This is a genomic window from Streptomyces sp. NPDC004647 (assembly GCF_040609575.1).
Lineage (GTDB): Bacteria > Actinomycetota > Actinomycetes > Streptomycetales > Streptomycetaceae > Streptomyces.
In genome coordinates this window covers 49242-61114 of sequence record NZ_JBEXKU010000035.1, presented here as the reverse complement: position 1 = coordinate 61114, position 11873 = coordinate 49242, and the positions used below count along the sequence as shown (strand labels likewise).

Genomic DNA, 11873 nt, shown 5'->3' with positions numbered 1-11873 from the left:
ATCCCGGATGCGTAATCCGGCGCCACCGCGTCCGAACTGCCCTTTCCTCAGCCCCACCGGGCGTGCGGCGCCCGGTCGAGTACGGGGTCGGCACGTCCGGTTCACCCGACGCGAAGGAGTGTGCGCGGTGACATCCGAGAAAACGAAACGGGATCAGCCCCCTGAACGCACGGAGCGGCACGGCCGGAACAAGGAGGTGCGGAGTCTCGACGTCTGGGCGAGATCCGCGCCGATCCGGCTGGCAGGCTACGAGGACGACCCGACGGAGTCCCACATCCTGAGGGGAATCGACTGACCCCGCTGTGATCGGCCTTCCGGGGCCCGGCCGGAAACACGGCCGGGCCCCGGAGCACGTCAACGGCCCCACAGTGCGCCGCCCCACGAGCCTCGGGCTACGGAGCCTCGGCCTCATGGGGCCGCAGGGATACGGAGCCTCGGCCTCACGGGGCCGCAGGGCTACGGAGCCTCGGCCTCACGGGGCCGCAGGGATACGGAGGCCGGGGCCCGCGAGGCCGCAGGGATACGGAGGCCGGGGCCCGCGGAGCGGCTGACGCTCAGGAGACGCCCTTGGACCCGGCCCTTTCCAGGATCGGTCCCAGGTCCGTGCCGCCCGGCAGCGTCCCGAACGCGTTGCCCCAGTCCCCGCCGAGCCGGGAGGCGCAGAACGCGTCCGCGACCGCCGGGTCGCTGTGCCGTACAAGCAGGCTGCCCTGGAGCACCAGCGCCATCTCCTCGGCCAGCCGGCGGGCCCGCAGCTGCGCGCGGGTCGGATCGGCCAACTCCGGAAGGGCGGCGCGGACCCGGGCGACCGCCGCGTCCAGCCTCCGGTCGGCTCCGGCGGCCAGATCCACCTCGGCGAGGAAGGCGTCCAGCGCGACGGGTTCCCTGCCCAGCGCCCGCAGAACATCGAGCGCCGCGACGTTCCCCGAGCCCTCCCAGATCGACAGCAGCGGCGCCTCCCGGTAGAGCCTCGGCAAACCGGACTCCTCGACGTACCCGTTGCCGCCCAGGCACTCCAGGGCCTCCGCGGCGTGCGCGCTGCCCCGCTTGCACACCCAGTACTTGCCCACCGCCAGACCCAGCCTGCGCAGTGCCGACTCCGACTCGTCCCCGGCCTGCGCGTGGTCCACGGCCGCCGCCAGCCGCAGCGCCAGGACAGTCGCGGCCTCGGACTCCACCGCGAGATCGGCCAGCACATTGCGCATCAGTGGCTGGTCGATGAGTTCGGAGCCGAACGCCCGCCGGTGCGCGGTGTGGTGGAGTGCCTGGCGCAGCCCGGCCCGCATCCCCGCCGCACTGCCGATCACGCAGTCCAGCCGGGTCATGTTGACCATCTCCACGATGGTCCGCACTCCGCGTCCCGGCTCGCCGACCGGCCAGGCCACGGCCTCGTCGTACTCGATCTCGGCCGAGGCGTTCGAGCGGTTGCCCAGTTTGTCCTTGAGCCGCTGCAGATGCATCCGGTTGCGGGTGCCGTCGGGCAGCACCCGGGGCAGCAGGAAGCAGGTCAGGCCCTCCGGTGTCCGGGCCAGGGTGAGGAACACATCGCTCATCGGGGCCGAGGTGAACCACTTGTGCCCGGTGACCAGATACGAGCCGTCGGCCGCCGGGACCGCCTCGGTGGTGTTGGCCCGCACATCCGAGCCGCCCTGCTTCTCCGTCATCGACATCCCGGCGATCAGACCCGCCTTGCCGAGCGGCGGCCGCAGCCCGAAGTCGTAACGGCGGGCGCTGAGCAGCGGTTCGTACGCCTCGGCCAGCTCCGGCTGGGCGCGCAGGGCCGGGACGGCGGCGTAGGTCATGGAGACGGGGCAGCCGTGGCCCGCCTCGGCCTGGGACCAGACGTAGAACTGCGCGGCACGGACCAGATGCGCGCCGGGGCGGGGCTCGGCCCAGGGTGCCGCGTGCAGCCCGTTCTCGACGGCGACGGTCATCAACCGATGCCACGCCGGGTGGAATTCGACCTCGTCGATACGGTGCCCGAAGCGGTCGTGGGTACGCAGCCGGGGCGGGTGCTCCTCGGCCGTCCGCGCCCACTCCTGCACCTCTTCCGAGCCCGCCAGGGCTCCCAGGTCGCGTACCGGCTGCTCGCCCCACCCCGCTCCCTCGCGCCGCAGAGCCTCCAGCAGCGCCGGATCGTCCGCGGCGCTGAACCCGGTCAGCGGCGGGGCCTGGTTGAGGACTTCATGTGTGGCACTCACGGCAACCTCCGGAGGACTGGCGCTGCGGGCTCGTCGCCCTCTCGGACATTACACTTTTGATACACGCGCTGAAAGGCTGTAACGGCACCGGGTGGATAGGGTTCTGCCGGCATGGACGACAACGGGACTCCTCGACTGCGGCCGCTCACGGCCCGATCGGTGATGCTCAGCACCCTGCTGGGGCATCACCCGCCCCACCTGCCCGTACGTTCCCTGATCCGGGTGGGCGAGCTCTTCGGGATCGCGGAGGGGACCATCCGCGTGGCGCTCTCCCGGATGGTCGCGGCCGGCGACCTCGACCAGCGCGACGGCGGTTACTGGCTGGCCGCCCGCCTCCTGGAGCGCCAGGCCCGCCAGGACGCCGGCCTGGACCCCCGCACCCGTCCCTGGGACGGCAGCTGGGACATCGCCGTCGTCACCACCGAGCGCCGTCCGGCCGCGGACCGGTCCGCGCTGCGCCAGGCGATGACCGATCTGCGGCTGGCCGAACTGCGCGAGGGCACCTGGCTCCGCCCCGCCAACCTCCTGCTCCCGCGCCCGCCCGTCGTCGAAGAGCAGTGCACTCTGCTGACGGGTGCCCCGGTCCAGGACGCGGCCGGGCTCGCGGCGGCGCTCTGGGATCCGGCCGGCTGGGCCGACCGGGCCCGTGCTCTGACGGCCGCCCTCGATCAGGCATCAGGACCGGCGGGGGAGTTCACCGCTGCGGCCGCGATGCTGCGCCATCTGCTCGCGGATCCGTTGCTGCCCTCGGAACTGCTCCCCGCCGACTGGCCCGGAGCGGAGCTCAGACAGCGCTACGAGGCCTTCCATCAGGACATGCGCGCCCTTCTCCACGAACACGCCTCCCGCTGACTCCGGCGGCCGTTCACGACCGCAACGCAAGACCCGGATCGGGTGGGCCGCCACGCGCGGGTGAATAGCTCCGCAGGCCCGTCCGCGGCCGGCCGCCGCTGACGGGCCCGTTGCCTTTGATCGAACTTTTGGCCGAGGGAACGCCCCTCAAAGGCCGTGACGGCCCCGATCGGGCGTCGTTTTCCCGAGCACCCGTCCGATCCGGGCGTCAATCCGAGGAGGCGCAGTGCAACCCCGTACGAACACCGGAGGTGCCGCATGACGTGGCTGCGGCGCACCCGCGCGGCACACACCCCGACGATCCCGCCCGAGCAACTGCTGTTCGGCGGGCGGCTCAAGGCATCCTGGGGCTGGACCACCCATGAAGGAGCACGGCTGGACGTGACGTTCCTGGCGATCCTCCGTCAGCTTCCGCGCCTGATCGGCCTGACCGTCGCTCTGGCCTGGCAGGCCGACCGGCGCGCGCTGCTCGCGGTGGCTGCGGCCCAGCTCGGCCAGGGCGCCGCCACCGCCTTCGGGCTGCTGGCCACCAACCGGGTGCTGATCGGTCTGTTCTCGGCGGGCCCGACCGCCGAGCGCGTACGGGAGGCGCTGCCGTCCCTGCTGTGGGTCGCGGCCGCGAGCGCGCTGGCCGCCACCCTCCGCGCTCTCTCCTTCGGTGCCGCGGGGCGACTGGAGCCGAAGGTCGAGCGCATCGCGGCGGTCAGCATGCTCACCAAGGTCATCCGGGTGGAGATGGAGCACATCGAGCGGGCCGACTTCCACACCATGCTCGACTCGGGACAGCACGGCCAGGACGCGGCGCGGCGGCTGATCGGGCACACCCTCGGCATCGCGGAGGCGCTGATGGCTCTGGCCGCGGCAGCCGGCGTCCTCGGCTTCCTCCATCCCGTCCTGATGCCCCTGCTGCTGGCCGTCGTCGTCCCCAAGGCATGGGGCACCGTCCGGGCCGCGCGCCGCAACTACGAGTCCATCCAGATCTGGCTCGAGCACGTACGACAGCAGGCCACACTGCGCCGGCTGCTGATCTCCCAGAGCGCGGCCCCCGAATTACGGGTGCACGGCGCGGGTTCGTTCCTGCTCGAGCAGTTCGAGCAGATGGCCGCCGAGGCCGAGCGGGAGCAGACCCGTCTGGCACACCAGGAGGCCGGTACGGACCTGGCCACCTCCGCGCTCTCCGGGATCACCGCCGCCCTGACGTACACCGTCCTGGGCTGGCTGCTCACCAGCGGGCATCTGCCGCTCGCCGCCGGCGCCACCGCCGCCCTCGCCATCGCCAACGGGACCAGCGGCCTGCGCCGGATGGTCACCAACATCCACCATCTGTACGAGCAGTCGCTCTTCCTCAACGACCTGGTCAGGGCGCGGGAGGAGTCCGAACGCCGGGCCATCCCCAGCGGCGGCGTGCCCGTGCCCGAGCCGCCGGAGACGATCGAGTTCGACAATGTCACCTTCATCTACCCCGACCGCGACGGCCCGGCCCTGAACGGGGTGTCGCTCACGATCCGGCGTGGCCAGGTGGTCGCCCTGGTCGGCCGGAACGGCAGCGGCAAGACCACGCTCAGCAAGCTCCTCTCGGGCCTGTACTGCCCCAGCGGCGGCCATATCCGCTGGGACGGCACCGACCTCATGGAGCTGGACCGCGACCAGGCCTTCGACCATGTCGCCCTGGTCCTGCAGGACTACAAGCGCTGGCCGTTCACCGCCCGGGCGAACGTCGCCATCAGCCGTCCGTCCGGGTTCGGCGACAACGGGCGGCTCGAGGCCGCCGCCGCGTACGCAGACGCCCACTCCGTCATCGACGACCTCCCGCGCGGCTGGGACACGCTCTGCGAGCGCGGCTACCACGGGGGCGTCGACCTCTCCGGCGGTCAGTGGCAACGCCTCGCCCTCGCCCGCGCGTTCTACCGCTCCGCCGACATCCTCATCTGCGACGAGCCGACCAGCAGCATGGACCCGGCCGCAGAGATCGAGGCCTTCCGGCAGATCCGCGACCTCGCCTCCGACGGGCAGACGATCATTCTCGTGACCCACCGGCTGCACAGCGTCCAGGCGGCCGACGTGATCCATGTCCTCGACGGCGGGCGGCTCGTGGAGAGCGGGAGCTTCGCGTCCCTCATGGCCGACGACCACACCGGACCCAAGATCTTCCGGCAGATGTTCCTGCTGCAGTCCGAGCAGTACCGGCTGGACGGACACACCGTCCCGGCCCAGAACGGGCACGGCGTCCCGGCGGACCCCGGGTCCTGACAGCGTCGTTCCGCCGTCACCGCTCAGCCGTCACCGTGCGACCGGCGCCGCAGCCAGATCGCGGGGACGAACCAGCAGCCCGCGAACCACAGGAGCGCCGCGCAGACCAGCCAGACGGCGAGCGGGGCGGAGACGACCACGCGCAGGATCAGCAGCAGTGCCGAGACGACCATGGCCAGCAGCAGGACGAGCCCGGCCATGGTGAAGCGGGACGCCCAGTCGACGGTTTCCGGCTTGAGGCGGTGGCCGGTGACAATGCGGTGGAAGGAGACCGGGGCGATCAGGGCTCCGGTCGCTGCCGCACCGAGCAGCACGGTCACCACGTAGATGCCTCGGTCGACATCGCCCAGCTCGGCGAAGCGCGGTGTGAACGCGATGGTGAGCAGAAAGGCCAGCAGGATCTGTACGCCGGTCTGCACGACCCGCACTTCTTGGAGCAGTTCGGCCCAGAGCCGGTCGGCCCGCTGTTCCCGGGTCTCGTTGCGGCCGGGTGGCGGTCGGTAGTCGTCGGACATCGGGTCGGCCTCCTTCGTTCACCCCGACGTGTTCCCCCGAAGCGCGGAATGCCACCCGGCACCTGCACCCGAGTGCCGCATGGCCGTCGCGACGGCCTCCGGCGCGTCCGTACGGTCCGCCGGGCAGGCACCGGTCAGGGGGGCGGCGCCGTCGCGCCCGTGCCCCTCTCCAGGCCCCGTGCCGCGCTCTACGGCCCGTGCCGCGCTCTCGGGTCGTACCGCGCCGTCGGGACGGGCGCGGGCCGGCGTCCCAGAGGAGAGGCTGACTGCCCCGCACGTCCGGATGATGGACATCACTTCCCTGTAAGCGGACGTTCTGGGCTCGGGCGCCCGGCTCCCCGGGTCGGTCGTGCCGTTCGCCCTCCAGGCTCCCGCCCCGCCCGGCCGTGGCTCCCCCCGGCCCGGCGCGCCCCGGCACTCGTCTTCGGTCCGCTGTCGGCACATGCCCCTCCGGGTCCCCCAGCCCCTTGAGACAGCGCCGGGGGCGCGCGGACGCCTGAATGCGCCCCCAAGTGCTCCCGAGCTCTGTTCGGGCACGGCTGAAACGCAGAGTATTCGGAGTGCCGGGATCCGCCGTTCAGTCGGCGGGGTCAACCGCGTCCCGCGGCGGGCCTCCCGCGGTCGCCTGCCCGCCGGGCAATTGCCTGGTGGGCAGGCCAGTGGCGGGGTCGCGACAGATCCGCTCGGACTCGCGCAACACCGGCCGTATCCAGGTCGGAACGTGAGCAACTCACCGTTCACATCGCACAGTTGGGCGCAGAACACAACACAGGGGGTTTCAGCCAAAGCCGAAAAACGATCTTGGCTGCGGCTCTTGGGTTGTAGACGATATGGCGGTCGGCCAATCTGGTGAACGGGACCGCTGCTGCCGGCGAACGACCCCCGAGTCCGCAGGACTTGGGGGAAGCGCGGAGGAGGGCTCGTCGTGGAACGCTATTTCGCCAACCGCCACCATCAGGATCTGCGCCATCGCGTTCACGCATTTGCCGAGCGTGAAGTTCGGCCCCGCATCACAGAGATGGAGGAGTCCCGCACCGTCTCCTATGAGCTGTCCCGGCTCATCGCCCGGCAGGGCTGGATCGGGGCGACGATTGACGAGGCGTACGGCGGCATGGCGGCCGGACACCTGGCCAAGACCATCATCATCGAGGAACTCGCGCGGGTGAGCGGAGCGATGGGGGCCATGGTCCAGGCCTCCCAGCTCGGCGTCGCCAAGATCATCCACTTCGGCAACGAGGTGCAGAAGAAGACCTGGCTGCCACAGATCGCCACCGGTGACTGCCTGCCGACGATCGCGGTGACCGAACCCCAGTCGGGCGGCCACGTCCTGGGAATGGAGAGCACCGCCGTCCGGGACGGCGACGACTACATCCTCAACGGTCGCAAGGTCTTCGTCGGAAACAGCCACGTCGGCGATCTGCACGGTGTGGTCGTCCGTACCGGCCCCGGCTCCAAGGGGCTGTCGACCTTCCTCGTCGAGGCCGGCACCCCGGGCTTCTCCCTCGCGGAGCAGCAGCCGGCCATGGGACTGCACGGCTTCAGCTTCGGAGAGCTGGTCTTCGACAACTGCCGGGTCCCCGCCGCGAGCCTGCTCGGAGAGGAGGGCCAGGGCCTGGCTGTCGCGTACTCCTCCAGCGTGCTGTACGGGCGGGCCAACCTCGCCGCGGTCTCCCTCGGCATCCACCAGGCCCTGCTGGACGAGACCACCCGGTTCTGCGTCGAGCGCGAGCGGTACGGCAAACCGCTGGGCGAACTGGGCTCGGTGAAGATCAAGCTCGGTCAGATGCAGTCCCGGCTGATGACCGGGCGTCTGGCCGCTTACCACGCGGTGCATCTGCTGGACAACGGACTGCCGTGCGATGCGGAGCTGATGAACGCCAAGCTCCTCAACGTGGAGTACGCGCTGGACTCGGCACGCAACGCCATGGAGATCCACGCGGCCTGCGGCCTCTACACCGACCGCCCCATCGAGCGCTATCTGCGCGACGCCTTCCACATCTTCGCCCCCGCCGGCACCTCCGACATCCAGCTGCTGCGGCTCGGCGAGATGGCGATGGGGACGGCCAAGGGACAGTGGTCCGAGCGGCTTTCGGAACTGGTCCAGCTGGAGGGAGCCGGACAGGCGGTGTGAACGACGACTGCGACGAACGAGGGCGTGCAGAAAGAAGGGAGCCGCGGGCACGGCATCGTGCCCGCGGCTCCCGCCTCAGCAGGCCTCGCAGAGAGCGCCGCAGAGGGGCCCTCACCCGTTCTCGCTGAGGAACCCGCCGAACGGCCCAACCGCGCGGCTCAGATGCCCGGATCCCGCCGGTTGATCTGCGCGACGAGCTCGGCCGCCATCGACTTGATGGTCTCCAGACCCTGCCGCCCCCACGGCCGCGGCTCCTGGTCCACGACACAGACCGTCCCGAGGGCCATCCCCGTACGGTCGATCAGCGGCGCACCGAGATATGAGCGGATGCCGATCTCGTCGACCACCGGATTACCGGCGAAGCGCGGATAGTCGCAGACGTCCTCCAGCACCAGCGCCTTGCGCCGCACGATGACATGCGGGCAGTAACCGTGGTCCCGCGCCATCACCCGGCCCGGCTGCTCCTGCCGCGGCGCGGGGCCCAGCTCCACGCCCGCCTGGTCCTCACCCGGGGTGTAGAGCCCCGCGAAGTACTGCCGGTTCTCGTCGATGAAGTTGACCATCGCGTACGGAGCCCCGGTGACACGGGCCAGCTCCCGCGCGAAGTCGTCGAACTCCGGGACAGGTGTGTCCCCGAGCCCGAGCTCGCGCAGCCTGACCACCCGGGCCGGCGCCTCGCCGTCCTCGGGGGTGAGGAGCAGATGGCTCGTCGGGTCGTACTGCGAGTAGGGGATGGGGGCGGACATGGGAGCTCCGTTCGACTGCGGATTCGGCTGCGCTGGCTCGGACGTCAGCGCAGGTCGGGCTGCCCCACCGGCGCACCGGGGGACGAGCTGAGCAGATGCTGTACGAGTGCCACCAGCACCTGGGTACCGGAGTTGCTATGCCGGGCGTCGCACATCACCACGGGCACATCGGGTTTGAGGTCTATGGCCGCGCGGATCTCATCCGGGTTGTAGGCGTACGACCCGTCGAACTCGTTGACCGCCACGATGAAGCCGATGCCGCGCCGCTCGAAGAAATCCACGGCGGCGAAACACTGGTCGAGCCGGCGGGTGTCGGCGAGTACGACGGCGCCCAGCGCGCCGTTCGACAACTCGTCCCACATGAACCAGAACCGTTCCTGGCCGGGCGTGCCGAACAGGTACATCACATGTTCCGGGTCCAGGGTGATCCGGCCGAAGTCCATCGCGACGGTGGTGGTCGTCTTGTCCTCGATCCCCTCCAGGCTGTCCGTACCGGCGCTGACCTGGGTGAGCAGCTCCTCGGTGCTCAGCGGCTCGATCTCGCTGACCGCTCCGACGAAGGTGGTCTTACCCACCCCGAATCCGCCCGCTATGAGGATCTTGAGGGCGGTGGGGAAGGGGTCAGAGCCGCTTGCGAAGACCATGCAGCACCGCCTCCAGGAGGTCTCGATCGGTGGGAGACGCCGCCTCGATGGGGCGCGGCGCCCGGGTGGTGAGCGCTCCGCAGTCCACGAGGTCGGACAGCAGAACTTTGGTGACGACGGCGGGCAGCCGTACATGGGCAGACACTTCGGCCACCGACATCGGCCCGCCGCACAGCCCCAGCACCTGGGCGTGGTCGGGGCCGAGATAGTTGATCGGCTGGGAGCCGGTAGCCATCACCATGGTGAGGAGATCGAAGTGCGCAGAGGGACGGGTGCGCCCATTGCTGACCGTGTACGGCCTGACTAATCGGCCGGCCGCGTCGTCCAGCCACATCCCGTCCCGCGCATCCGCCATCCTCAGCGCCCCGCGTCGTGCGGAGCGCCGCCTGGGCGGGGTACGCCGACCGGCTGCCGGGCGGGAGTGGCCAGATACGGGCGGACGCTCTTGACCAGCATGGCCATCTCGTATCCGAGCACGGCCGCGTCGGCCTCGCGCTCGGCCATGACGGCCAGACAGGCGCCGGATCCCGCGGTGGACACGAACAGCAGGGCGGTGTCCAGCTCCACCACCACCTGCCGTACCTCGCCACCGTCGCCGAAGCGGATTCCGGCACTGCGGGCGAGGGAATAGAGACCGGAGGCCAGGGCGGCCATGTGGTCGGCGCTGTCGGTGTCGAGGCCGTGCACGGCCTTCACCAGTCCGTCGGAGGACAGCAGCAGCGCATTGCGGGTGTGGGGTACACGCTGGACGAGGCCGGTCAGCAGCCAGGACAGGTCCGTGGTCTGGCCGGTGCGCATGTCGCTCACCATGGTGGCGATCTTCTCCTTGGGGTGAGGTTCGGAGCCTGCGGGTCAGCGAGAGCTGTCGGCGGGACTCTCATCGGGAGCGTCAGGAGTCTCGGCCAGACTGAAGCCCCGCCGGAACGAGGCCATCAGATCCGGGTCGTGCTCTGGCTCCTGCTCGTCCCGCGCAATGCGAGTGGTCGGTGTGTCCCGGAGCTCCGGGGCGAGATGTTCCTGACGGCGCCGGCGCGGCAGCTGAGGCCGCTCCCCCCGGGCGTCGGCAGGGTGGGCGGGCGCGGGTGCGCGTTCCTGCGGCGCGGGAGGTTCCGCGGCGCGGGAGTGCTGCTGAGGTATCGGCGCGGGCATGGCCAAGGGCTGTGGCTGTGGCTGTGGCTGTGGCTGCGACTGCGGATGCGACTGGGGCTGAGCCGGCTGCGGCTGCGCCGCGGTGTGGGGTTGCGGCGGAGCCACGGCGGGCTGTGCCGGCTGTGCGGACCGGACGGTCTGCGCAGGGGGAAGGGGCTCGGCGGCGCGCCGGGAACCGGCGTTCTCGGGATGAGCGGCGTCTCCCTGCTCGGCGCCGAGCACGCCCTGCGGCAGCACCAGTACGGCCTGGATGCCGCCGTAGATGTTGCTCTGCAGCTGTACGACGATGCCGTGCCGACGGGCCAGCGCGGAGACCACGAACAGCCCGATCCGGCCGTCCCGCAGCAGCTCGCTGACGTCGATGTGGTCGGGGTCGGAGAGGAGCGCGTTCATCCGCGCCTGCTCCTGGCGCGGCATCCCCAGGCCCCGGTCCTCGACCTCGATGGCGAGTCCGGCGGCCACCCGCTGGGCGCGCAGCAGGACTTGGGTCTGCGGAGCAGAGAACACCGTGGCGTTCTCCACGAGTTCGGCCAGCAGGTGGATGATGTCCGCGACCGCGTGGCCGCGCAGGGTGCCGTCGATCGGCGGCACGAGCTTGACCCGGGAGTACTGCTCCACCTCGGCGATGGAGGAGCGCAGCACCTCCGTCATGGTCACCGGACGGCTCCACTGGCGGCGGGAGATGGCGCCGCCGAGCACCGCGAGGTTCTCCGCGTGGCGGCGGATACGGGTGGCCAGGTGGTCGACATGGAACAGGCCCTTGAGCAGGTCCGGGTCCTCGACCTGGTTCTCCAGCTCGTCGAGGAGCTCGATCTCCCGGTGCACCAGGGACTGCAGCCGTCGGGCGAGGTTGACGAAGACCTCGACCTTCTCCTCGCTGCCCTCGGACTTGCCCCGCACGAGGTGCGCCGCCTGTACGACAGCCGCTTCGGCCTGCCGCTGCGCCAGGCCGAACTCGTGGGCCAGCAGGTCCAGCGCGTCCCCGTCCGGCTGGGGGAGCGGGGCGACGGGCCGCGGCTGGAGCCGCTCGCCCTGGCCCAGCCGCCGCAGCAGCTCGTGCAGTTCGGACTGGCCGCGGGCACCGGCCCTGCGGAGGGCGGCGTAGCGCCGCGACGCGCTGCGGGCCTCGGAGTCACCGACGACCGCCCCGCCCAGTAGAACGCCGCAGCCGAGGACGGCTGCGGCGGCGAGCACGCCCCAGGTCGCGCCGTCCGCCGTGCCCTCCTGGGCGCGCAGGACAAAGATCAGGGCCGCGGACGAGAGCACGGCGACAAGAGCGGCGGGGAGCACGGCGAGGCGCACCATACGGGCCCGTGTGGCGGAGTCGGCCGCCGCTTCATGGGCCGGTAACCTGCCGTGCCGCTTCCCCGTGGGTGCCGCGGCCG

General features: G+C 71.2%; 11 protein-coding genes. 4 read left to right on the top strand and 7 right to left on the bottom strand.

Annotation, left to right across the window (positions count from 1 at the left end; translation table 11 throughout):
- Positions 1-127 precede the first annotated feature (127 nt).
- The gene (locus ABZW18_RS17645) at positions 128-295 is read left to right on the top strand and encodes a hypothetical protein (protein WP_356188247.1); all 168 of its coding nucleotides are present in this window, start codon (positions 128-130) and stop codon (positions 293-295) included.
- A 259-nt stretch (positions 296-554) separates the two neighbouring features.
- Here the strand turns inward: ABZW18_RS17645 and ABZW18_RS17640 are convergent, their stop codons facing one another.
- Positions 555-2201, bottom strand: a complete 1647-nt coding sequence (locus ABZW18_RS17640; protein ID WP_356188245.1) for an acyl-CoA dehydrogenase family protein — start codon at positions 2199-2201, stop codon at positions 555-557.
- Between the two features lie 111 nt (positions 2202-2312).
- Here ABZW18_RS17640 and ABZW18_RS17635 point away from each other — a divergent pair, with 111 nt between their 5' ends.
- Together ABZW18_RS17635 and ABZW18_RS17630 are read left to right on the top strand one after the other, a co-directional pair.
- Positions 2313-3053 (top strand): PaaX family transcriptional regulator C-terminal domain-containing protein, encoded by a 741-nt coding sequence (locus ABZW18_RS17635; RefSeq protein ID WP_356188243.1) that lies wholly within the window; start codon positions 2313-2315, stop codon positions 3051-3053.
- Between the two features lie 258 nt (positions 3054-3311).
- A complete protein-coding gene (locus tag ABZW18_RS17630) occupies positions 3312-5303 on the top strand; it encodes an ABC transporter ATP-binding protein (RefSeq protein WP_356188241.1) in 1992 nt (663 codons plus the stop codon).
- Between the two features lie 23 nt (positions 5304-5326).
- On the opposite strand, the gene ABZW18_RS17625 is transcribed toward ABZW18_RS17630, so the two are convergent.
- Complete coding sequence (locus tag ABZW18_RS17625; protein WP_356188239.1) at positions 5327-5818, bottom strand: DUF6328 family protein; 492 nt, start codon at positions 5816-5818, stop codon at positions 5327-5329.
- Between the two features lie 925 nt (positions 5819-6743).
- Here ABZW18_RS17625 and ABZW18_RS17620 point away from each other — a divergent pair.
- On the top strand, positions 6744-7949 hold the full coding sequence (locus tag ABZW18_RS17620) for an acyl-CoA dehydrogenase family protein (RefSeq protein WP_356188237.1): 1206 nt from the start codon (positions 6744-6746) through the stop codon (positions 7947-7949).
- A 158-nt stretch (positions 7950-8107) separates the two neighbouring features.
- On the opposite strand, the gene ABZW18_RS17615 is transcribed toward ABZW18_RS17620, so the two are convergent.
- From ABZW18_RS17615 to ABZW18_RS17595, 5 genes are read right to left on the bottom strand one after another with little or no spacing between them, the layout of a single operon-like run.
- Positions 8108-8695, bottom strand: coding sequence for a GAF domain-containing protein (locus tag ABZW18_RS17615; RefSeq protein ID WP_356188235.1), 588 nt, complete (start codon positions 8693-8695; stop codon positions 8108-8110).
- Between the two features lie 44 nt (positions 8696-8739).
- Complete coding sequence (locus tag ABZW18_RS17610; RefSeq protein ID WP_356188233.1) at positions 8740-9339, bottom strand: ATP/GTP-binding protein; 600 nt, start codon at positions 9337-9339, stop codon at positions 8740-8742.
- Entirely contained in the window at positions 9317-9694 is a 378-nt protein-coding gene (locus ABZW18_RS17605; protein ID WP_356188231.1) for a DUF742 domain-containing protein, read from the bottom strand. Before ABZW18_RS17605 ends, ABZW18_RS17610 begins: the two co-directional genes overlap by 23 nt.
- A gap of 2 nt (positions 9695-9696) precedes the next feature.
- The gene (locus ABZW18_RS17600) at positions 9697-10149 is read right to left on the bottom strand and encodes a roadblock/LC7 domain-containing protein (protein ID WP_356188229.1); all 453 of its coding nucleotides are present in this window, start codon (positions 10147-10149) and stop codon (positions 9697-9699) included.
- A 42-nt stretch (positions 10150-10191) separates the two neighbouring features.
- Entirely contained in the window at positions 10192-11793 is a 1602-nt protein-coding gene (locus ABZW18_RS17595) for an ATP-binding protein (RefSeq protein WP_356188227.1), read from the bottom strand.
- Positions 11794-11873: the final 80 nt, after the last annotated feature.

Excerpts from the sequence above, each read along its gene's own strand:
- ABZW18_RS17635 (WP_356188243.1), top strand. The coding sequence starts at position 2,313 with ATGGACGACAACGGGACTCCTCGACTGCGGCCGCTCACGGCCCGATCG.
- ABZW18_RS17630 (WP_356188241.1), top strand. The coding sequence starts at position 3,312 with ATGACGTGGCTGCGGCGCACCCGCGCGGCACACACCCCGACGATCCCG.
- ABZW18_RS17625 (WP_356188239.1), bottom strand. The coding sequence starts at position 5,818 with ATGTCCGACGACTACCGACCGCCACCCGGCCGCAACGAGACCCGGGAA.
- ABZW18_RS17615 (WP_356188235.1), bottom strand. The coding sequence starts at position 8,695 with ATGTCCGCCCCCATCCCCTACTCGCAGTACGACCCGACGAGCCATCTG.
- ABZW18_RS17610 (WP_356188233.1), bottom strand. The coding sequence starts at position 9,339 with ATGGTCTTCGCAAGCGGCTCTGACCCCTTCCCCACCGCCCTCAAGATC.
- ABZW18_RS17605 (WP_356188231.1), bottom strand. The coding sequence starts at position 9,694 with ATGGCGGATGCGCGGGACGGGATGTGGCTGGACGACGCGGCCGGCCGA.
- ABZW18_RS17600 (WP_356188229.1), bottom strand. The coding sequence starts at position 10,149 with ATGGTGAGCGACATGCGCACCGGCCAGACCACGGACCTGTCCTGGCTG.
- ABZW18_RS17595 (WP_356188227.1), bottom strand. The coding sequence starts at position 11,793 with ATGGTGCGCCTCGCCGTGCTCCCCGCCGCTCTTGTCGCCGTGCTCTCG.